The organism is Streptomyces sp. NPDC026062 (assembly GCF_055568375.1).
Genome location: NZ_JBVHOQ010000021.1, coordinates 53,969 through 73,897, shown reverse-complemented (window position 1 = coordinate 73,897; position 19,929 = coordinate 53,969). Strand labels below are relative to the sequence as shown.

The following is a 19,929-nucleotide window of genomic DNA, read 5'->3' as shown; positions in this document are numbered from 1 at the left end:
GCCGCGATACGCGGACGCGCTCTCTCCCCCACTGCGCCTGCCCGGCCGGACGGTCACGATCCCGACGTCAGACCGGACAGCAGCAGCTTCAACTCCCTCTCCTCCGCGGCGGGGCGGTCAAGTCCGCCGTCGACGCCCGGCACAGGCCGGCTACCAGCGCCCCGCTCGCTGCCGCTCGGCCGGCCCGCCGCGCCGCCGCCTCGGGCATCTGCGGCAACAGTAAAGGCACAGCAAAACCTGCTCGTCAAGCGCCTGCTCAGGCCGTCGGCCGATCCTTTTCGGACGTTCAGGCCGCCACCTCGTCAGGAGCCCGCAGTGACTCCCCCGCCACCCATATGCTTCTACCCGCCCGTAGAACGAGGGAAGCCGTCACTGGTCCCTCATGATTTTCGTACGCACAAAGGGAGTGAACGCCTCGATGGTGTTCAAACGACTGCTCGGCTCACTCGGCGTGGGCGGCCCGACCGTCGATACCGTCCTCACCCCGGGGGCCGTCGCCCCCGGTGGTTCCCTGTCCGGCCAGGTCCATCTCCTGGGCGGAACCGCTGACTTCGACATCGAACACATCACGCTGGAGCTGGTCGCCCGGGTCGAGGCCGAACACGAGGACGGCGAGACCCACGGCGCCGTCGTCTTCGAACGATTCGTGGTCGGTGGCGGTTTCCGGCTGCCGGCGGGCGCGGAGCACACCGTGCCGTTCGCGGCGGCACTGCCCTGGGAGACTCCGGTCACCGAGCTGTACGGGCAAGGTCTCGGCATCGTCCTGGGCGTGCGCACCGAGCTCTCCGTGGCCGGCGCCAAGGACAAGGGCGACCTCGACCCGCTCGTCGTCGGCCCGCTCCCCGTACAGGAGGCGATTCTCGAAGCCTTCGGGCAGCTCGGCTTCGGCTTCCGGTCCGCCGACCTCGAATACGGCCGCATCGCGGGCTCCGGCCAGCAGCTGCCCTTCTACCAGGAGATCGAGCTTTCCCCGTCGCCGCAGTACGCACACAGCGTCAATGAGATCGAGGTGACCTTCCTCGCCACGCCGGGTGAGATGGAGGTGATCCTGGAAGCCGACAAGCGCGGCGGGCTGTTCTCCGAAGGGCACGACACGGTCACCCGCTTCACCGTCGGCCAGGGCGGCGTCCACCATCAGGACTGGAACTCCCTGGTCGACGGCTGGATGCGGCAGCTCGTCGAGCACCGGACGGCGTATGGCACGCACGCCGCGTACGGCCAGGACCACGGCCAGGGGCACGACTACGGCCACCACGAGGATCACCGTCACCACGACAGCGGACACCGCTCCGGGCCCGGCATGGGCACGGTCGTCGCGGCGGGTGCGGCCGGGATCGCCGTCGGCGTGGTCGGCGGCATGGTGGCCGCCGAAGTCGTCGACGAGATCGGGGACTTCTTCGAGGGGGACGACGAGGGCGGAGACGACGAGGGCGGCGAGGACTGACCATGTTCGGGATCAGCGAGATCGGCGTCATCCTGATCGTGGTCGTTGCGGTGCTCTGCGTGAAGAAGCTGCCCGAACTGGTGCGCAGCGCGGGCAAGTCGGCACGCATCCTCAAGGCCGAATCCAGGGCCTTCAAAGATCAGGACGCCGCCGCCCCGGCGCCCCGCGTCATCCGTGGAGAGACGGCCCCGCCACGGGACGACGACCAGGGGGACCGGCGCCAGTGACGCCTTCCTCCTGACGACCGCACGCCCGGGGTGGTGTTGCCGCCGCCCCGGGCCCCGTCGGCTTCGGAGCCACCGGCACACCGCGCCGGATACCGGGTTTCCGTCGGGTTCCAGGACTCGAACCCGTCGCCCTACAGCGGTGTCGCCGCTTCGAGTACGACGAAGAGCGCGAAGGCCGCGTTCAGCGACGAGAGGGTGGACACGGCCGTTCCCATGGCGGCGACGAGTGCCGCGACCCCCGTCGGGGTGAGCGCCGGGGGCCAGCCGCGCTCCGGAGGCACCGGACCCAGCAACGCCGCCACACGTCGCGGGACGGGCCCGGCCGCGGCGAAGGCCGCGAACGCCGGGGCGGTGGCCCGGTGCGAGACGAGTGCCGCCTTCCCGACGGCGCGGGCAGTGAGCCGCCGGTCACCGGTGTGGAGGGCGGCCTCCTCGTCCGCCCAACGTTCGGTGCTGTACGAGATGGCCGCGCGGAGAGGCCGCAGCAGTGGATTCGCGTTGCCGGCCAACTGGGCGGCCAGCAGCAGGCGGTGGTGTCGGCCGGCCAGGTGCGCCCGCTCGTGCGCAAGGAGTGCCTGCTGCTCCGCCGCGGTCAGAGAAGCGAGCATGGCGGAGGAGACCATGATCCTTCCCGGCGAACCGGGTAAGGCGTAGGCGTAGGGCATCTCGTCGGGCAGCAGAGCCACCTCGCCCGTCGTGGACAGCGAGGCGAGCGTTCTGTGCGCGCGGGAACGAAAACGACAGTGGGCCCACAGCGTCGACGTGCAGACCAGGGCCACGGCCGCAAGGGCGACTATCGCCGCCTTGCCGGCGATCCGATCGTGCGGGACGGCCTCCCGGACCTCGTCGTCGGACCAGCCGTCCGGAAGCGGGTTCCCGGGGAGCTGGGCCGTCCCGACCACGACCAGCAGGCCGAGGCAGAGAGTGCTGCACCCCGCCAGGATCACGGCTATGGCGGTGAGCAGCCGGGCGGCGCTGCGCGGATGCAGGTGCTGTTCGGCCAGGCGCGCCATGGGCAGCGCCGTGAGCGGAAGGACGAGGGGCAGATAGACGAAGACGCCCATCGGTCAGCTCTCCGATGCGTCCGTGGGCGAGTCGCGGAATTCCGGGCCGCTCTCGTTGAGCAGCGACCGCAGCAGATCCTCGTCCTCCGGCGACAGCGCGGAGACGAAGCTGGACAGCACGGCATCCCGGTCGTCCCGCTGGTCGAGGAGGCGCCGCATGCGAAAGGCCGTGAGACTTGCCTCGTTCGCCATCGGCTGCCAGAGAACCGGACGCCCCGAACCGGACCGCGTGACCGCCTTCTTGTCGAGCAGACGGGTCAGGATCGTGATCACCGTGCTGTACGACAGGCCGGCGTCGAGGCGATCCTGCACCCAGGTCGCGGGGACGGGCTCGGTCGCCTCTCCCAGTACGGACAGCACCTGGGCCTCCAACTCACCCTGCCCGCGCCGACGCGGGCGCGGTTGCCCGGGCCGGCCTTCTTCCTCCGCACCCACGACGCCACCCCTCTCGCACGACGGCCCGATTCCGCTCTTCAACTGACAAGCGCCGGGGCATAGTACCGAGCCTCGCGGGCGACTCATGGACTCGACGGGCCTGTTGCTCGCACGTGCGCACACGAACTCTACAGTGCTGTAGATTTCACTTGCTGTCGCTCGGTGCCCGCACGGTCACGCGCGGGCACACGGATGAACGTAGAAGGAGATGGAACATGGGCGTGAGCCTCGCCAAGGGCGGAAATGTCTCGCTGAGCAAGGAGGCCCCCGGGCTGACCGCAGTTCTGGTGGGCCTGGGCTGGGATGTCCGTACGACCACCGGTACGGACTACGACCTGGACGCCAGCGCCCTGCTGTGCGACGCGGCGGGCAAGGCGCTGTCCAACGAGAACTTCGTCTTCTACAACAACCTGAAGAGCCCCGACGGTTCGGTCGAGCACACCGGCGACAACCTCACGGGCGAGGGCGAGGGCGACGACGAGATCGTCAAGGTCGATCTAGCCGCCGTGCCGGCCGACGTCGACAAGATCGTGTTCCCGGTCTCCATTCACGACGCGGAGAGCCGGGGCCAGAGCTTCGGCCAGGTCCGCAATGCCTACATCCGCGTGGTCAACCAGGCCGGCGGAGCCGAGATCGCCCGCTACGACCTCAGCGAGGACGCCTCCACCGAGACCGCCATGGTCTTCGGCGAGCTGTACCGCAACGGCGCCGAGTGGAAGTTCCGCGCTGTCGGCCAGGGGTACGCCTCCGGACTCAGCGGCATCGTCGCGGACTTCGGCATCACCCTCTGACGGGACGCACCTCCCCCGTACCGCACCCCGCCGAGAGCGGAGCCATGACCGCCGGCCTGTCCAAAGGCCAGCAGATCAGCCTCACCAGGTCCGCGGGCGACGAACTGCCGGGCATACACAGGGGACTTGACCGGCATTCGACGTCTCGCCGAGGCTTCCCGGCCCGCCTGACCGCCCGCGAGACCGGCCCGCGGCGCGTCCCGGCCCCCCTACAGACCTGTCTTCTCACACCACTCGCACAGCACTCACCCTCCGACCGACCCTGGAGCATTCGCATGGCACTGTGGGACCGCATCAAGGAATCGGCGTCGACGATGCAGACGCAGCTCAACGCCAAGAAGAACGACCTCAAGAGCGGTGGTTTCCGCGACGCCAGCATGGCCATGTGCGCCCTGGTCGCCGCCGCCGACGGTTCCATCGATCCCGCCGAACGGCAGCGGGTCGCCTCACTGATCGCGGGGAACGACGTACTGCAGAACTTCCCCCCCGACGATCTGCAGCGCCGGTTCAACGACAACTGCCAGCAGCTGACGTCCGACTTCGAGTTCGGGAAGGTCGGCATGCTGCAGACCATCGGCAAGGTCGCCAAGAAGCCCACCGAGGCCCGCGCGGTCATCCAGATCGGCATCGTCATCGGCGGCGCCGACGGCAACTTCGACGACACCGAGCGCGCAGTGGTCCGCGAAGCCTGCTTCGCGGTCGGCATCTCGCCGAACGAATTCGACCTTTAGTACCGCTAGTAACCCGGTAGTACCGCCAGTACCCCGGGCGGGCAGCGTTTGCCGGTGAAGGAGCGGCGTCAGCCCGTGAAAGAGCGGCGTCCGGTGCGTGCTCTCGGCGTGCCGGCCGGAAGTCCTCGCACCGGACGTACTCGGACTTTCGGCCGGTAACGCGAGGGGCGTGCCGGGCATCGTGCCGGGGCAGGCGTTGCCTGCCCCGGCACCGGTTTCCCAGAGGGGCGGTGCGCGCCATGCAGACGCGGCACGCCCGCCACCGAGTTAGCCCCTCCCTCGTCCGCTCCGGCGACACGGTCCAAGTAGTCAAGCGGCTGCCGTTCCACGAGCGCGCGGAGCCGGGCCTCCGTGCGCTCCTGTCGGGGTCACCCAGGTCTACCTCGACGGCGCCACCGAGGACACCCTGCCGGGGTTCTCCGTCTCCACCAAGGTCGGATACTTCCCCGGGGAGCACTCCCTCGCCCCTGCCCGGCTGCGCGCCGCAGTCCAGCGGGCCGCAAAAGACCTGGGCCGGGAGCCGGACACCGTACTCCTCCACAACCCTGAGGGCTCCCTCCCCGACTCCGAAACGCTCACGCGCGCGTGCGCGGTCTTGACCGACGCCACGAGGGCGGGATTATGCACGGGATGGGGCATATCGACCTGGGACCCACGCCCACTCGTGGACCTCGATGCGCCCCGCCCTGACGTCCTCATGGTCCGGACAGGGCTACTGGTCGGCGTCGACATCCTCGAAGCAGCCGAGGACCTGGTGACACGGTGGCGGCCATCGCAGGTGTGGGGCATGAGCCCGTTCGGCGGCAGCACGACCGAGGCGGTGTGGGAGACGTTCGACCCACGGATTTCACCAAGCCCTTGCCTCAGCGCGCCCAGCCCGCACCCGGCTGAGCGAACAGCCGATGCTCCGTTCTCAGAAGGATGCTCGCGCCGAACCAGCCTGGTCTCGCACCATGCTCTCGATTAGCCCTCGGGCCACGGCAGGCGTGCCCTAGCGTGTTACGGCATGACTGCTTTGATCATCGGTGGCAGCGGGTTCTTGGGGACGGAGCTGCTACGTCAGGCCCACGTGAAGGGCTGGAGCACGGCCGCGACCTTTCACTCACGCCCCGGCGACCCTGCTGTCACTACCTGGCACCAGCTCGACATTCGCGACCCCGGACGCATCGAGGCGCTGCTGAACACGGTGGCCCCACAGACGGTGCTCGATGTGACGAGCGGCGGGTCCGACTGGGCAGTCACCGCGGACGGCTCAATCCATGTCGCCATGGCCACCGCGAAGCTGGGCATCAGCCTGGTGCACGTCTCGAGCGATGCAGTGTTCTCCGGCATCGGCCGCGCCCAATACGACGAGTCCTGCACCCCGGACCCGCTCACACCCTACGGGGCCGCAAAAGCTGCCGCCGAGACGGCTGTCCGGCTCCTCTGCCCGGATGCGGCGGTCGTCCGCACCTCACTGATCATCGGACACGGACAGTCCGAACACGAACGCATGGTGCACGCGCTGGCAGCCGGGGCACGGAAGAGTGCGCTCTTCACCGATGCCGTGCGCTGCCCTGTGTATGTCGCCGATCTGGCAGCCGCCCTCTGGGAGCTCGTGGAGTCCAACGCCGCCGGCATCTTCCACGTGGCCGGCGCGGATGCCCTCAGCCGCTACGCCATGGGCGTGCTCATCGCCCGACGCGACGGGATAGACCCCGCACTGCTGCCTGCTGGCCGTCGGGCGGACAGCCACCTGCCCGGCGCCCTCGACGTGCGTCTCGACAGCTGCGCCACTCAACAGCGGCTGAGCACCCGGCTGCGCGGAGCACGAGAGTTCCTGGGGACGAGCTGACAAGAGAGTCAGCCCCGTACGCAACCGGAGGTAGGAGCGGAGAGAATCTTCTGCTCCGGCACGATCGCCTCGGCTACGTGATTGATGCTGGAGTAGCTCGCGTTCGCAGACGCCCACCTTCAGCAACTCGCCAGAGCCGCCCCGACACCGAAGCCACCCACGCTGCCGCACCCCAGCCGCACAGATCTTGAGTCGCACCTCGCCACCGTGAAGCCGTCCGCGAACCGAACTCAACCTCGGCCCGGAAGTCAGCACAGTCAGAGCCCCTCAGAGCACACCTGACGGATCGTCACCTATGCGCACGAATACCCGACGCACCATCAGTTCATGCGTCAAACGTGCGTCACGTGCGTCAAGGAATCGCCCGTGACGCACACAACGCACACTCACCAAAACAGCAGGTCAGAGGCCCTTTTCAGCAGGCTCAAGGATCGCGACGCACTCAACATGGTGGGTCGCTGCCATCAGTCGGGGTGTCCTTGCTCGTCAATGGGTGACGGTCCGAGGGCCGTCATGATCGCGCTGGTCAGTCTATTTTTGCCCAATGCCTCACAGCAGACAGGGCTTCCGCAAACAACCTGCAGACCGCCAACCTACTTGCAGCCACTGACAATGACCTGATGCGCAGAGGCGGAAGCACAAACGCCGTGACCGCCCCGGCCTTGAACCGCAGCACCGTGACGACTCCGGCTACTTGCCACCGCAGGATGCCGGTCCTCACCGCATCCCGCGCCGGACGTGCTCGACCGTCTCCCCGCAGAACAGCGTCACCGTCGAGGACGTACAGCAAAGGGAATTGGACAACACCGGCATCGTGATCGCCCACCGCAGCGTAGAAGCCACCTGGCACGTCCAGTCCTGGGATGGCCTGCCGGTCGCTCCTGCTGCAATCGAACCGTGGGGCAGCGGTCCAGGAAGCCAACCTCTCTAGACAGAGACACGCAATCGCACGCGTGTCCGAATCTCGCTCTACTGTCATGCCACAGACGTGGGTTTACTCAGACCTTTCGCCCGGAGCTGGCCGGGAGAAAGCGAGAGGAGAGCACAGATGGCAGACAGGACAACCTCGCAAGCGGGAACCAGTCCCGCGCTTCTCATCGCTGTGGAGGAGCTGACGACTGCTCACGACCGCAGTGAGTCCGAGAGGTCCGACGTGACCAGCTCGCAGAATAGTGCGGGCGATGACGGCGACAACCGCGACCTGAACCTCCCGAAGGAGTAGGAGGAACCCATGGAGCACCGGCTCGTCACCCACATCGAGAAAGCCCTCGGCTGGTACGGGCCGGGTTCCGTGGGGGCCGCGTTCGCACGCGGCCGTCTCACGGACCCGGAGCTACCCGCACGGCTGTTAACCCCACACAAGCTGCTAGACCTGGTCAAGCGTCGCCACTTGGCCAATCCACAGCTGCGCTGCTACGCCCAGGGCGACGAAGTACACCCGTCCACGTTCCTGTCGACCAACGTCAACCGGCGCAGGCAGGCCGTAAGTCAGGCCGACATGGCGGCCCTCGGACGGGTCCTCAACGCGGGCGGCACCATCGTCCTGGACCATGTTGACTTCTTCGACCCAACACTGGAAGTCGCCTGCCGAGCCCTGGGCTGGTGGTCAGGCGAACTGACCTCCGCGAACGCATACCTCGCGGTCGGCGAAACCGACGGATTCCATCTCCACTGGGATGATCACGAGGTCATCGCCCTACAGATCTCGGGCGAGAAGTCCTGGGAGGTGCGCGGCCCGTCTCGGCCGGCACCGATGTACCGCGACGCCGAACGCAACCGCACACCCTCGGACGAAGTGCTGTGGAAGGGCACCATGCGGGCCGGAGACGTCATACACATCCCCCGCGGTTTCTGGCACACCGCCACCCGCCTCGGCTCTGGCAGCAGCGGCCACTCGCTGCATCTGACGTTCGGGTTCACCCGACGGACCGGCGTCACATGGGCCAACTTCCTCTCCGACGCAGCCCGCACCGACGAGGCATTCCGTCAGAACCTAGAAAGCGCGGAAGGAACCGCGCACAAGGTCCTGGCGGACAAGCTGAGCGCCCTGGCCGCCGATTACAGGCCCGAGCGCTACCTGAACGAACTGAGGTCCAGCACCCCGCCCGCACGCCACATGCCATACGTGGCCGCCTTCGGCCAGCCAGATGGAGTCGCGGCCGTCACCGAGTTCGCGCCATCCATCGTCCACTCCGGGGAAGCAGTCCAAGTCTGCGGCGGCGGCAAGCGGCTGACCTTCCACGAACGCGCAGAACCGGGCCTCAGAACACTCCTGTCAGGCCACCCGGTCCATCTCAACGGGGCATCCGAGGACATCACCACACTGGCCGACCTACTGATCACGGAGGGGCTGTGCGAACCGCTGACGGAGATGTCGTCCTCGGGCTACACCGGTCTGGTCACGCCCGTGACCTACTCGAAGCAGCCGCCGACTTCGGCGTGACACGCCTCGACACTGCGTCCAACTACCTTGGACATCGCTCCCACGAGGTCCTTAAGTCGACGGCCGGCGACCTGCTGCCGAAATTCTCGATCTCTACCAAGGTCGGATACTTCCCCGAGGGGCACAGCCTCGATCCCGCACGGCTACGCGCCGCCGTCGAGCGGGCGATGAAGGACCTCGGGCGGGAGCCGGATGTGGTGTTCCTCCACAATCCGGAGCACTCGGCATCTGATGCCGAGACGCTGACGCAGGCGTGCGCGACCCTGGCCGACACGGTCCGAGCGGGGCTCTGCCGTTCCTGGGGCATCTCGACCTGGGATCCACGCCCGCTCCTGGGCCTCGTCGCGCCGTGCCCTGATGTCCTCATGGTCCGGGCGGGGCTGCTGGTCGGGATCGATGTCCTCGAAGCGACAGAAGCCATGGTGAGGAGGTGGCACCCGCCGCAGGTCTGGGGCATGAGCCCATTCAGCGGAAATGCAGCCCAGGAGGTGTGGGAGCGCTTCGATCCCAGGATCTTCCTCCGCGATTCCACCTCGATCACGAAGACCCAGGCCGCGTTCCGTTCCTCCTTCGGCCTGCCCCGGGTCGACGCGGTCGCCGTCGGCACAGACAACGTCGACCACTTGCGGGAGCTCACCGAAACGCTGACGTACGAGGTGGACGACCAGGTAATCCGGGAGTACCGGCAACTCCTCAAGGCCCGTCAGCTCTCCTGAAGTTCCTGCACCATCTGCGCGGCCATCTTCCGCGCGGGGATGAGGCGGGGGTCGCCGGGATCGGCGTAGGGGCCAAGGATCTTCGCGGCGACGAAGAGCGTCATCAGTTTGCCGTCCCGGCTCGCCAGATCATCGCGCCGTTCACTGCGGACGCGATCGGCCAGAGCCGAGACGGCGAGGGAGGCCGCCCACAGATTTGCCGCGTCCAGGCCGCGCGGAGCCATACCCCAGTCCTCCCAGTCGAACAGGCAGAACACCGGGGCCGTCATGTTTGCCCAGTTGAGGTCCGCATGGGCCGGCCGCCAGTCGGCCACGGCCGTATCGACGCCGGGGAAGACGCTGTGGATCGTCTCTGTGACCAGTTCCTGCGTAAGGGTCTCGGTATCCGGTGTCGCGATCCGATTCGTATTCTGCGCGGCGAGGGCATCCAGTGAGGCGTTCAGCGAAGCCCACCACCCCTCGGACGCCTTCGGCGCTTCGGCCGCGACGGCGCTGCCCACCGGCGCACCCGGCAGGAGTCCTGTCTCATCCGCCCGCCACATCACCGGGTCCACCTCATCCCGCCACGCGACACCCGCAAACCACTCCGGCTTAGCGATCCCGTACAGGGCCTCTGCAGACGCGATGCCGTCCCCGCCGTGGACTCCAATCCGGTCAAGTCCGCGCCGCTCGATGCGCACCCACGTACCGCGGTCCGTACGCGCCCCCGCAGACCGCCGCTTGCGCACCAGTGTCTCGTGATCGAGTCGCACCCCCAGCATTCGCTCCGCACGATCTAGTACGGCCTCTACAGGGTCCTTGCGCAGATCCACCGAACGCAGCGTCATACGCCAGAACGTACCAACTCCCAGCCGCAGCAGTGCGCCCGTCAGATGCCGTGGGAGTGCGTCAACGAGCTGTACGTTGACAGCCTCACCCCTGGGGGTGAATTACCTCAGTCGCGCAGCGCAGGCTGCGTTCGGGCGAAGTCCGGCAAGTACGCCCCGCCTCCGCGTGTTCGAGACACAAGTCATGGGATGCCCCCTCTACTCACCGCTCACGTCACCAACTTTCGGGGCGATCATCTTCGTGATACTCAGCCGTGATGGCGATCTGACGGCCCCATGGATGACGAGGACTTCTCCTGTGTTTGCTGCCGCCGACGTGGTTTCTGGCGAGATCGACAAATTGGATCAGGAGCAACGTGAAGCCCTGGACGCCTGTGTCATCGCCGCCATGACGTGGTGCGCTCCCGAGGGCGATGTGCGCGCACGCGTGCGACTGTTGATGGAGTGCCATGGCCGGTATATGCGTGCGTGCGGGAACTTCGGCGACGCCGTGTCATTCCCCAGATTCCTGGATCGACTACGGCACGCCCCGGTCGGAGAACTGTTGCCCGGTCCGGGGTCCTGGTCGCAGATCTACGACGAGCGTCTGTTGGAGGACGACGGCACGCCCACCGCAGTCTTGGTCCGGTTGGCGATGGAAGCCTCAGTAGCTGTTGTCGTTCCGATCGTGCGGGGTGGGCGTCGAACGGGAGTCTCGATCGGGTGACCGTGGCCGGCTGCGGGCATGAAGGCAGGGCCTCTTGGTAGCTCGGGGTTGCGAAGCCAACCGAGATCCAGGAGACCCTGTTGCCGCAGTTGTACGTGCTCGCGCCGGTGGAGTTCAACTCGGCTGCTCTGTCGTGTGATTGTGTCGCTCACCGGTTCGGGAATGCGGCCGATCATCCGGAGCGTGTTCGGCGGTATCCCTCGGACATGACGGGCGCGGAGTGGTCGGTGGTCCGGCCGCTGCTGCCGGTGCCGGGCTGGATGAGGGGCCGGGGCGGGCAGCCGGAGGCGTACTGCCACCGGGTGATACTGGATGCGATCCGCTATCTGGTCGACAACGGAATCAATTGGCGGGCCATGCCGGCCGACTTCCCGCCGTGGGACCGGGTCTATGCGTTCTTCCGCCGCTGGCGCGACCACGCGCTGGTCAGAGAGTTCCACGACCGGCTGCGCGGCCGGGTCCGCGAGGAGTCGGGGCGAGATGCGGAACCGACGGCCGGCGTGATCGACTCGCAGTCCGTCAAGGCAGACGCCGTCGTCGGCGCCGACAGCCGCGGCTTCGACGGCGGCAAGCTGATCAACGGCCGCAAACGGCACGTGGTGGTCGACACCCTCGGCCTGCTGCTGGGCGTGATGGTCACCGCGGCGGACATCGGCGACCGCGCCGCCGCGAAGGTGCTGCTTGAGCGGGTGACCGACGCTCACCACCGGCTGGAACTCGTCTGGGCCGACGGCGGCTACACCGGCAGCCTCGTCAAGCACTGCCTGGCCGCGCTCGCGCTGGTCCTGGCGATCGTCAAGCGGAGCAACGACATGCGCGGCTTCGTGGTGCTGCCCAAGCGGTGGATCGTCGAGCGGCTCTTCGCCCACCTGATGCGAAGCCGCCGTCTGGTGCGTGATTTCGAACGATCCACCAGCAGCGCCGAGGCGATGATCTACTGGTCGATGACCATGATCATGACCCGCCGCCTGGCCCGCTCACGCTCCGCGCGAGGGTGAACCGGCCCGGTGCCGGCTCGGCCAGCCAGCCCCGCGCGACCAGGCGTTTCGCCTTCGACCGCAGCCCCTCCACCTTGGCAGGCACCACGTCCAGGCCGAACGCAGTGGCCATCTCCTGACAGGTCAGCGGCCCTTGACCGAGACGGCCCCGATCCTCGATCGCGGCCAGGATGCGCCGGTAGTCCACCGACAGTGCCGTCCCGGCCAGCCCCTCGCGCCACATCGGAACCTGCGACCTCGCCTTCACCACCAGAGGTGCAGCCGCCTCCACCTCGGTTCCCGTCACAACACCCTCTGGCACCTCGGTGACCACGCCGGCTGAGTCACCGCCCGGCGCGGACAGCACCGCACCGACACGCTCGCGGGCGATCGTCCACTCCGACCACTCCTGCTCGGCCACCGCGAGCTCGGCCTGGATGCGGTCCGCTTCCTCACGCAGCCCGTCCACACGACGACGAGCGGCAAGCTCGTGCTGTTCCAGCAGTCCGACAACCGACGGCATCCACGGCCTCCACGAGAGCGACGAAACGGCACCCCATCACTCCCACACCGACGCCGCCCCTACCCCTGACCAGCGAAAACACAGTCGTCAGACTCGGAAAGACAACAGCGTCTCAGAAGCGCCCATCGCAACGCCGGAAGCTGCCGACGCCTGACCCGCTGGCGACCCGGTCGATATCGCCACTGCCCGCAGTCACTCAGGCAACAGGTGCGCAGCAATATAGCCGCGGATCCCCGGCTACCGAAACCGGAGATCCGCCGAATACTTGTACCTCCACCGCCACTCCCTGACCGCTGCGTCGAAAGGCACCATCACGGCACCATCACTCCGAGCGGGTACGACCGCGCCGGCACTCGGTCTGCTATGCCGCGGCATAGCTGAGGCGGAACAGGTCCTGGGCACGCTCCAGATCCCGCTCCGACCGCAGCTGCAACTCCAAGTCACCCGTGCCGTGGTGACCTAGTCCCGTCACGTCCCGGGTGAAGTCCGGAACGAGGTCGACCTCCTTCAGGTCGCCCTTGAGGTAGACGAGGATCTTGGTCTGCTGCGGCGCGAGCACGCAGGCGAAGTTCCGCAGCCGCTGGTAGGCCGCGTATTGCTTGCGCTGCACCCGGGTGACGCCAGCCCCGAGACCGGTCAGAGCCTCGTCGACCGCACTGGCCAGCTCCGTCATCGCACCGTCGTGGCGTCGGACAGCCGTCAGGTCGGACCCACGCCGTGGACGCCGTGGGACAGCGGTCGACTGCCCAGTGACCGACGCCACGGTCTCCAGTCCGATGTGGTCACTGCCGAAGTAGCGGTAACGGACCAGGTCGATGCTGCGCCGGTGCTCGCGTACGGCGTGCGCGTCATAGCGGGTGAAGTCGCCGGCCACACAGATCAGCCGAGGTGCGCTCCACAGTATTTGGGACGCGGCCGTGACCCCGAGCCGGTCGCGAACCAGGTTCCGGAAGACGTCCTTATGATTCACCAGCCAGGCCATGTAGTAGAGGCCCTGGTTGATAACGCCGGCGTCTGTGCCGCGCTTGTACTCAACGATCACGGGTGCGCCGTTCTCATCGAGACCCAGCGAGTCGATACGTCCGCCATCGGCGCATCCAATCACGTACTCACTCGCCAGGAATCGCACCCCGAGCATCGCCTCCATGTGCGCCTCGATAAGGCTCTGCACATCCGCCTCAACGTCGGCAAGAAGCGGCATGACCTCAGTCACGCCGCCTCTCGTTGTATGGAACAGCTTCACGCCCGACTTCCCCCCTCGGCTAGGAAATCGACAACGTCGAGCAGGGGCAGATTTGTTTCCACACGAGACCACGGGGCCGTGAAGAGAGCGTGTAGATACGTCCCGCCCCTGCTCGCCCGACGCGCTGGGCGGCACTCCACCACGTCACGACGGGCAAACGCTGACCAACGGCGACCAAGCCCTACCCCGCCCCTCCGAAGCCTCTACACGGCGTCGACTCCGTCACAGTGGGTGATCAAGATTGAGCGCCCACCGACCACACCTGACACGCCATCATAAGTAGAGGCCATTGCCTGACGAGCCGTCAGCCCATGCGTCAAACGTGCGTCAGAAGGGCCCGTCGTGCGTCGAATATGCGTCAAGATATCGCCCGTAACGCCCACAGCGCACATAATGCACACTCGAAAAAACGGCAGGTCAGGCACCCTTTTCAGCAGGCTCAAGGATCGCGACGCACTCCACATGATGCGTCATCGGAAACAGGTCGAACGCCCGCAGCGTCCGCACCTTGTAGCCGCCCTCGGCGAAGTACGCCAGGTCCCGCGCCAGCGCTGCCGGGTCGCACGCCACATACGCGATACGGCGCGCGCCAAGGGTCGAGAGGCGCTTGACGACCTGCTTCCCGGCTCCCGCGCGCGGCGGGTCCAGGACGATCAGGTCGCACTCCGTGATGCCGGTACGGGGCAGCACCTGGTCGACCTTGCCGTGCTCGATGCGGACCCGGTCGAGGTCCTTGAGGTTGTGGCGGGCGTCCTCGACCGCGCGCTTGCCGGACTCGATGCCGAGCACCGCGCCCTTCTCGCCGATGCGCTGGCCGATGGCGCCGGCGAAGAGGCCGACGCCGCAGTAGAGGTCGAGCGCGGTGTCGTTCTTGCGGGGCAGCAGGCCCTGCATGACGGCGCGGACCAGGGTGTCGGCCGCCTGCGGGTGGACCTGCCAGAAGCCGCCCGAGCCAACGCGGTAGGTGCGGTCGTCGGCGCGCTCGCGGACGAAGGCGCGGCCGTGGACACGGTGGACGCCGCCGTCCTTCTCCTCGACGCGGAGCACGGAGACGGGCTTGTCCAGCTCGACCAGCGGGAGGCGGCCGCCCTCACGCGGGGTGAGGATGACCTGGCGGTCGTGGGAGCCGGTGGCGGAGATGGCCTCGACGGTGGCCATCTGGGGCCAGTCCTGCTTCTCGATGCCGAGCTCGGTGACCCCGGGCGCGGCGATCATGCAGTGGTCGATGATCTCGATGTCGTGCGAGCGGTGCTTGCGCAGGCCGACGCGGCCGTCCTCGTCGATCGCGTACTGGACGCGGGTGCGCCAGGCGGGTACCTCGCCCGCCGGGAGCTTGTCGCCCTCGGCCGGCATGACGGTGCCGTCCCAGCCCGCCTCCTCGGGGGTGAGGCCCGCGAGGCGCAGGAGCTGCTCGGCGATCACTTCACCCTTGAGCCGCCGCTGGGCGCCCGGCTTGGCATGCTGCCAGTCGCAGCCGCCGCACTTGCCGGGGCCGGCGAACGGGCAGGGGGCCTTCACCCGGTCCTTGGACTCCTCGATGATCCGCACCGCGTCGGCGCGCAGGAAACGGGAGTCGGTGGCGCCGTCGGTGACTTTGGCGACGACCTTCTCGCCGGGCAGCGTGTGGCGTACGAACAGGACCTGGCCCTCGGCGGTGCGGGCGATGCAGTGGCCGCCGTGGGCGACCGGGCCGACCTCGACCTCGTACTCCTGCCCCACGAGCGATTCCCCGGACTGTGATCCTCCGGACTGCGATTCCCCGGTCTGCGGCGAAGTGGATTCGTTCTGCATGAGGGGAGGACTCCAGAGATCAAGGGGGACCGCGAACGGCCTGACAACAACCTACGAGTCTACGTGGGTGTCGTCCGGCCGCCGACCAAGAGCCGGTGACCGAGAGCCGCCGGCCGCGAGCCGGTGCCCAAAGCGGACCAAGAACCAGTGGCCAAGAGCCGCTACGGAGCGTCAGCTCTTGTTCGTCGGTTCCTTCTGTCTGCGCTCCACCGGGCCGCGTCGCACCGAACCCGGGGCGCTCCAGTCCGCGCGCTTGCGGGCCCGCTTCTTGGCCGCCTCGGAGGATTCCAGCTGGTACGGGACGGAGGTGACCATGACTCCCGGGGTGAAGAGCAGTCGGCCCTTGAGCCGTAGGGCGCTCTGGTTGTGCAGCAGGTGCTCGTACCAGTGGCCGACGACGTACTCCGGGATGTAGACGCTCACGACGTCGCGCGGGCTCTCCCGGCGCAGGCTCTTGACGTACTCGATGACCGGGCGGGTCACCTCGCGGTACGGGGAGTCGAGGATCTTCAGCGGGACGTTGATGCCGCGCCGCTCCCAGTCCTCCTTGAGCGCCTTCGTCTCGGCCGGGTCGACGCTGATGGAGAGCGCCTCCAGGTTGTCCGAGCGGATCAGCTTCGCGTACGCGAGTGCGCGCAGGGTGGGGCGGTGCAGCTTGGAGACCAGGACGATCGAGTGGACCCGGGAGGGACGGACGCTCTCGTCGCTCGGCGTCTCGTCGGCGGCGATCTCCGCCGCGACCCGGTCGTAGTGCCTGCGGATGGCGGTCATCGTGCCGTAGAAGATCACCATGCCGAGCAGCGCGACCCAGGCGCCGTGGGTGAACTTGGTGGCGAGGACGACGACGAGCACCAGGCCGGTGAAGAAGGCGCCGAAGGTGTTGATCGCGCGGGAGCGGATCATGTGGCGGCGCTTGGCCTGGTCCTTCTCGGCGCGCAGGTGCCGGTTCCAGTGCCGGACCATGCCGGTCTGGCTGAGCGTGAAGGAGACGAACACGCCGACGATGTAGAGCTGGATCAGCCGCGTCGAGTCGGCCCCGTAGATGACGACCAGCAGGATCGCGGCACCGGCCAGCAGCACGATGCCGTTGGAGAAGGCGAGCCGGTCGCCGCGGGTGTGCAGCTGGCGCGGCAGATAGCGGTCCTGGGCCAGGATCGAGCCGAGGAGCGGGAAGCCGTTGTACGCGGTGTTGGCGGCCAGGAAGAGGACGAGGGCCGTCGCCGCGGCGAGGATCACGAAGAAGAACGTGCCGTCGCCGAAGACCGCGGCCGCGACCTGCGAGATCACCGGGTCCTGGACGAAGGACGAGCCGACCGGGGAACCGTTGTTGATCAGGTCCTCCGCCGGGTTCTCCGCCATCTTGACGTCGGTGGCCATGGCCAGGCCGATGATGCCGCAGAACATGGTGACGGCCAGCAGGCCCATCATCGCGAGGGTGGTGGCGGCGTTCTTGCTCTTCGGCTTGCGGAAGGCCGGGACGCCGTTGCTGATCGCTTCGACGCCGGTGAGGGCCGCACAGCCGGAGGAGAAGGCACGCAGCAGCAGGAAGACCAGGGCGAAGCCCGCCAGGCCCTGGTGTTCCGGCTTGATCGTGTAGTCCGAGGTGGGGGCGTGCATGGTGTCGCCGAGGACGAGTCCGCGGAAGGCACCCCAGATGATCATGATGAACACGCCGGCCACGAAAAGGTACGTCGGGATGGCGAAGAGCTTCCCGGACTCCTTGACGCCCCGCAGGTTCATCAGCGTCAGCAGCACGATGGCGGCGACGGCGCAGGCCGTCTTGTGCTCGACGACGAACGGGATCGCCGAGCCGAGGTTCTCCACCCCGGAGGCGATGGACACCGCGACGGTCAGCACGTAGTCGACCAGCAGCGCGCTGGCCACGGTCAGTCCGGCCTTCGGGCCGAGGTTGGTGGTGGCGACCTCGTAGTCGCCGCCGCCGCTCGGGTACGCGTGCACGTTCTGCCGGTACGAGGCGACGACCGTGAACATCAGGACCACGACGGCGACCGCGATCCACGGGCTGAAGTGGTAGGCCGACACGCCCGCGATGGACAGCACCAGGAGGACTTCCCCGGGTGCGTACGCCACCGAGGACAGCGGGTCGGACGCGAAGACGGGGAGAGCGATGCGCTTCGGGAGGAGCGTCTCCCCCAGTTTGTCGCTGCGCAGGGCCCGGCCGATCAGGATCCGTTTGGGCACGTCGGTCAGTTTGGACACGCTGAGGATCGTAAGGGTTCCGTATGGGGGCGGCCCACACACCACCCCCATGGCCCCGCAATCTCCTGCACTCGCCAGGAAAGGCCACGAAATCCTTAACGGAATCCTTGCACCGCGGCACCCAGAAGCCGGTCGAACACCTCTCCGGGCGCCCACATGAACACCCCCGAACCACGCCCGCGAACGCGTCTCGGAACATCCCTCCGTACGCAGCCCCGGCCGCCCTCCGAACACTCCCCGAACACCATTCGGTAAGTCGTTCGAACAGTTCGGGGGTCGTCGCCTTTGCCACAGTGCCCCCGCGATGAGCACACTCGAATGAGGCGGCGCACCCGGCGCGGCTTAAGCTCGTCCTGGGCAACGGGACGAACCGTTGCCCCATTGTTTGCCCGGCCAGCCGAGAAATGAGTGTGAGCAGGGTGTTTTCGCAGGTCAGCCGGACGACCAGGACTGCGAGGTAGGCGCAAGGTGCACATCGTCATCATGGGCTGCGGGCGAGTGGGAGCCGCTCTCGCGCAGAACCTGGAGCAGCAGGGGCACACGGTCGCCGTCATCGACCAGGACCCTACGGCGTTCCGGCGCCTCGGATCCGGCTTCGGCGGCCGTCGCGTCACGGGGGTCGGTTTCGACCAGGACACCCTGCGCGAGGCGGGTATCGAAGAGGCCGGCGCGTTCGCCGCGGTGAGCAGCGGTGACAACTCCAACATCATCGCGGCCCGTGTGGCACGCGAGATGTTCGGCATCGAGAACGTCGCGGCCAGGATCTACGACCCCCGGCGTGCTGAGGTGTACCAGCGCCTCGGCATCCCCACGGTCGCCACCGTGCGCTGGACCGCGGACCAGATGCTGCGCCGGCTGCTGCCTTCGGGCGCCGAGCCGCTGTGGCGCGATCCGAGCGGCGGTGTGCAGCTCGCCGAGGTGCACACCACGCCGTCCTGGATCGGTCACAAGATCAGCACCCTCCAGGAGGAGACGGGCGTGCGCGTGGCCTTCCTCACCCGGTTGGGCGAAGCGATACTGCCGTCGTCGCAGACGGTGCTGCAGGAGGGCGACCTCGTCCACGTGATGATGCGTACGGACGAGATCGCGAAGGTCGAGGCGGCCTTCGCCGAGGGCCCCGAGGAGGGCGGTCACTGATGCGTGTCGCGATTGCCGGGGCCGGCGCGGTGGGACGTTCCATCGCGGGCGAGCTGCTGGAGAACGGGCACGAGGTGCTGCTCGTCGACAAGGCGCCGACCGCCATCTCGGTCGAACGGGTGCCGATGGCCGAATGGCTGCTGGCGGACGCCTGCGAGATCACCTCGCTGGACGAGGCTGCGTTGCAGCGCTGCAACGTCGTGATCGCGGCGACCGGTGACGACAAGGTGAACCTGGTCGTCTCGCTGCTCGCCAAGACGGAGTACGGCGTGCCGCGCGTGGTCGCCCGGGTGAACAACCCGAAGAACGAGTGGCTGTTCAACGAGTCCTGGGGCGTCGATGTGGCGGTGTCCACACCGCGTCTGATGTCGGCGCTGGTCGAGGAGGCGGTGAGTGTCGGCGATCTGGTCCGGCTGCTGCGCTTCAGCCACGGCGACGCGAACCTGGTCGAGCTGACGCTGCCGCCGGAGTCGGCACTGGCGGGTACCCAGGTCGGGGAGGTCGCCTGGCCGCAGGACACCTCACTGGTCACGATCATCCGCGGGCAGCGGGTCCTGACGCCGAGCACGGAGGAGACCCTGGAGGCCGGGGACGAGCTGCTGTTCGTGGCCGCCCAGGCGCGTGAGGAACAGCTGGAGGACCTGCTGTCGGTGCGCCGGGGCGACCCGGAGAGCTGAGCGGCCGCACATCCGCACACGACGAGAGGGGCCTGTGTCCGCCCGGGGGGGGGACACGCCCCCCTCGCGGGGGCTGTGGGGGCAGGCGCCGGGGCGGGGGGCGCGGGGGCGGCCCCCGCCGTTCGGGGCGTGTCGGGCGGCGC

Annotated in this window: 20 protein-coding genes; 13 read left to right on the top strand and 7 right to left on the bottom strand. The window is 68.0% G+C overall.

The window, feature by feature from the left end; all coding sequences use genetic code 11:
* The first annotated feature begins 418 nt into the window (after positions 1-418).
* Positions 419-1,444, top strand: coding sequence for a sporulation protein (locus ACZ4LX_RS20445; RefSeq protein ID WP_467641305.1), 1,026 nt, complete (start codon positions 419-421; stop codon positions 1,442-1,444).
* A gap of 2 nt (positions 1,445-1,446) precedes the next feature.
* Positions 1,447-1,671 carry a twin-arginine translocase TatA/TatE family subunit gene (locus ACZ4LX_RS20440; protein WP_467641308.1) on the top strand — a complete coding sequence of 75 codons (225 nt, stop codon included), beginning with the start codon at positions 1,447-1,449 and terminating at the stop codon, positions 1,669-1,671.
* 131 nt (positions 1,672-1,802) lie between these two features.
* Here ACZ4LX_RS20440 and ACZ4LX_RS20435 read toward each other — a convergent pair whose 3' ends face one another.
* A complete protein-coding gene (locus ACZ4LX_RS20435) occupies positions 1,803-2,735 on the bottom strand; it encodes a M56 family metallopeptidase (protein ID WP_467641310.1) in 933 nt (310 codons plus the stop codon).
* A gap of 3 nt (positions 2,736-2,738) precedes the next feature.
* The gene (locus tag ACZ4LX_RS20430; RefSeq protein ID WP_467641312.1) at positions 2,739-3,170 is read right to left on the bottom strand and encodes a BlaI/MecI/CopY family transcriptional regulator; all 432 of its coding nucleotides are present in this window, start codon (positions 3,168-3,170) and stop codon (positions 2,739-2,741) included.
* A 215-nt stretch (positions 3,171-3,385) separates the two neighbouring features.
* Here ACZ4LX_RS20430 and ACZ4LX_RS20425 point away from each other — a divergent pair, with 215 nt between their 5' ends.
* The 7 genes from ACZ4LX_RS20425 (at position 3,386) to ACZ4LX_RS20395 (ending at position 9,685) form a co-directional block, all read left to right on the top strand.
* Positions 3,386-3,961: a TerD family protein gene (locus ACZ4LX_RS20425; protein WP_467641315.1), complete on the top strand. Its 576-nt coding sequence runs from the start codon at positions 3,386-3,388 to the stop codon at positions 3,959-3,961.
* A 275-nt stretch (positions 3,962-4,236) separates the two neighbouring features.
* Positions 4,237-4,692: a tellurite resistance TerB family protein gene (locus ACZ4LX_RS20420; RefSeq protein WP_467641318.1), complete on the top strand. Its 456-nt coding sequence runs from the start codon at positions 4,237-4,239 to the stop codon at positions 4,690-4,692.
* 406 nt (positions 4,693-5,098) lie between these two features.
* Positions 5,099-5,659 carry an aldo/keto reductase gene (locus ACZ4LX_RS20415; protein WP_467641675.1) on the top strand — a complete coding sequence of 187 codons (561 nt, stop codon included), beginning with the start codon at positions 5,099-5,101 and terminating at the stop codon, positions 5,657-5,659.
* A 39-nt stretch (positions 5,660-5,698) separates the two neighbouring features.
* The gene (locus ACZ4LX_RS20410) at positions 5,699-6,526 is read left to right on the top strand and encodes an SDR family oxidoreductase (RefSeq protein ID WP_467641321.1); all 828 of its coding nucleotides are present in this window, start codon (positions 5,699-5,701) and stop codon (positions 6,524-6,526) included.
* 1,048 nt (positions 6,527-7,574) lie between these two features.
* Complete coding sequence (locus tag ACZ4LX_RS20405) at positions 7,575-7,748, top strand: hypothetical protein (protein ID WP_467641324.1); 174 nt, start codon at positions 7,575-7,577, stop codon at positions 7,746-7,748.
* A gap of 9 nt (positions 7,749-7,757) precedes the next feature.
* On the top strand, positions 7,758-8,969 hold the full coding sequence (locus ACZ4LX_RS20400; RefSeq protein ID WP_467641327.1) for a JmjC domain-containing protein: 1,212 nt from the start codon (positions 7,758-7,760) through the stop codon (positions 8,967-8,969).
* Positions 8,966-9,685 (top strand): aldo/keto reductase, encoded by a 720-nt coding sequence (locus ACZ4LX_RS20395; protein WP_467641330.1) that lies wholly within the window; start codon positions 8,966-8,968, stop codon positions 9,683-9,685. The genes ACZ4LX_RS20400 and ACZ4LX_RS20395 overlap by 4 nt, the downstream gene beginning before the upstream one ends.
* On the opposite strand, the gene ACZ4LX_RS20390 is transcribed toward ACZ4LX_RS20395, so the two are convergent.
* Positions 9,673-10,512 carry a hypothetical protein gene (locus tag ACZ4LX_RS20390; RefSeq protein ID WP_467641333.1) on the bottom strand — a complete coding sequence of 280 codons (840 nt, stop codon included), beginning with the start codon at positions 10,510-10,512 and terminating at the stop codon, positions 9,673-9,675. The genes ACZ4LX_RS20395 and ACZ4LX_RS20390 overlap by 13 nt on opposite strands.
* Positions 10,513-10,678: 166 nt before the next feature.
* Between ACZ4LX_RS20390 and ACZ4LX_RS20385 the strand changes: the two genes are divergently transcribed.
* Both ACZ4LX_RS20385 and ACZ4LX_RS20380 read left to right on the top strand, forming a co-directional pair.
* A complete protein-coding gene (locus ACZ4LX_RS20385) occupies positions 10,679-11,218 on the top strand; it encodes a hypothetical protein (RefSeq protein WP_467641336.1) in 540 nt (179 codons plus the stop codon).
* 206 nt (positions 11,219-11,424) lie between these two features.
* Positions 11,425-12,216: an IS5 family transposase gene (locus ACZ4LX_RS20380; protein ID WP_467641339.1), complete on the top strand. Its 792-nt coding sequence runs from the start codon at positions 11,425-11,427 to the stop codon at positions 12,214-12,216.
* Here ACZ4LX_RS20380 and ACZ4LX_RS20375 read toward each other — a convergent pair.
* The 4 genes from ACZ4LX_RS20375 to ACZ4LX_RS20360 all read right to left on the bottom strand — a co-directional run bounded on the left by ACZ4LX_RS20375 (position 12,173) and on the right by ACZ4LX_RS20360 (position 17,972).
* Entirely contained in the window at positions 12,173-12,718 is a 546-nt protein-coding gene (locus tag ACZ4LX_RS20375; RefSeq protein ID WP_467641342.1) for a hypothetical protein, read from the bottom strand. The genes ACZ4LX_RS20380 and ACZ4LX_RS20375 overlap by 44 nt on opposite strands.
* Positions 12,719-13,079: 361 nt before the next feature.
* Positions 13,080-13,919 (bottom strand): endonuclease NucS domain-containing protein, encoded by an 840-nt coding sequence (locus tag ACZ4LX_RS20370; RefSeq protein ID WP_467641678.1) that lies wholly within the window; start codon positions 13,917-13,919, stop codon positions 13,080-13,082.
* Between the two features lie 459 nt (positions 13,920-14,378).
* Positions 14,379-15,752 carry a class I SAM-dependent RNA methyltransferase gene (locus ACZ4LX_RS20365; RefSeq protein ID WP_467641345.1) on the bottom strand — a complete coding sequence of 458 codons (1,374 nt, stop codon included), beginning with the start codon at positions 15,750-15,752 and terminating at the stop codon, positions 14,379-14,381.
* A gap of 171 nt (positions 15,753-15,923) precedes the next feature.
* A complete protein-coding gene (locus ACZ4LX_RS20360; RefSeq protein WP_467641348.1) occupies positions 15,924-17,972 on the bottom strand; it encodes an APC family permease in 2,049 nt (682 codons plus the stop codon).
* A 468-nt stretch (positions 17,973-18,440) separates the two neighbouring features.
* On the opposite strand from ACZ4LX_RS20360, the gene ACZ4LX_RS20355 reads away from it, so the two are divergent.
* Entirely contained in the window at positions 18,441-19,109 is a 669-nt protein-coding gene (locus ACZ4LX_RS20355) for a potassium channel family protein (RefSeq protein WP_350995919.1), read from the top strand.
* Complete coding sequence (locus tag ACZ4LX_RS20350) at positions 19,109-19,786, top strand: potassium channel family protein (protein ID WP_467641352.1); 678 nt, start codon at positions 19,109-19,111, stop codon at positions 19,784-19,786. The genes ACZ4LX_RS20355 and ACZ4LX_RS20350 overlap by 1 nt, the downstream gene beginning before the upstream one ends.
* The last annotated feature ends 143 nt before the right edge of the window (positions 19,787-19,929 follow it).

Bases quoted from the DNA above. Each gene is read 5' to 3' on its own strand.
- ACZ4LX_RS20375 (WP_467641342.1), bottom strand. From the start codon at position 12,718: ATGCCGTCGGTTGTCGGACTGCTGGAACAGCACGAGCTTGCCGCTCGT.
- ACZ4LX_RS20370 (WP_467641678.1), bottom strand. From the start codon at position 13,919: ATGCCGCTTCTTGCCGACGTTGAGGCGGATGTGCAGAGCCTTATCGAG.
- ACZ4LX_RS20425 (WP_467641315.1), top strand. From the start codon at position 3,386: ATGGGCGTGAGCCTCGCCAAGGGCGGAAATGTCTCGCTGAGCAAGGAG.
- ACZ4LX_RS20440 (WP_467641308.1), top strand. From the start codon at position 1,447: ATGTTCGGGATCAGCGAGATCGGCGTCATCCTGATCGTGGTCGTTGCG.
- ACZ4LX_RS20400 (WP_467641327.1), top strand. From the start codon at position 7,758: ATGGAGCACCGGCTCGTCACCCACATCGAGAAAGCCCTCGGCTGGTAC.
- ACZ4LX_RS20365 (WP_467641345.1), bottom strand. From the start codon at position 15,752: ATGCAGAACGAATCCACTTCGCCGCAGACCGGGGAATCGCAGTCCGGA.
- ACZ4LX_RS20390 (WP_467641333.1), bottom strand. From the start codon at position 10,512: ATGACGCTGCGTTCGGTGGATCTGCGCAAGGACCCTGTAGAGGCCGTA.
- ACZ4LX_RS20445 (WP_467641305.1), top strand. From the start codon at position 419: ATGGTGTTCAAACGACTGCTCGGCTCACTCGGCGTGGGCGGCCCGACC.
- ACZ4LX_RS20435 (WP_467641310.1), bottom strand. From the start codon at position 2,735: ATGGGCGTCTTCGTCTATCTGCCCCTCGTCCTTCCGCTCACGGCGCTG.
- ACZ4LX_RS20405 (WP_467641324.1), top strand. From the start codon at position 7,575: ATGGCAGACAGGACAACCTCGCAAGCGGGAACCAGTCCCGCGCTTCTC.
- ACZ4LX_RS20350 (WP_467641352.1), top strand. From the start codon at position 19,109: ATGCGTGTCGCGATTGCCGGGGCCGGCGCGGTGGGACGTTCCATCGCG.
- ACZ4LX_RS20380 (WP_467641339.1), top strand. From the start codon at position 11,425: ATGACGGGCGCGGAGTGGTCGGTGGTCCGGCCGCTGCTGCCGGTGCCG.
- ACZ4LX_RS20410 (WP_467641321.1), top strand. From the start codon at position 5,699: ATGACTGCTTTGATCATCGGTGGCAGCGGGTTCTTGGGGACGGAGCTG.
- ACZ4LX_RS20420 (WP_467641318.1), top strand. From the start codon at position 4,237: ATGGCACTGTGGGACCGCATCAAGGAATCGGCGTCGACGATGCAGACG.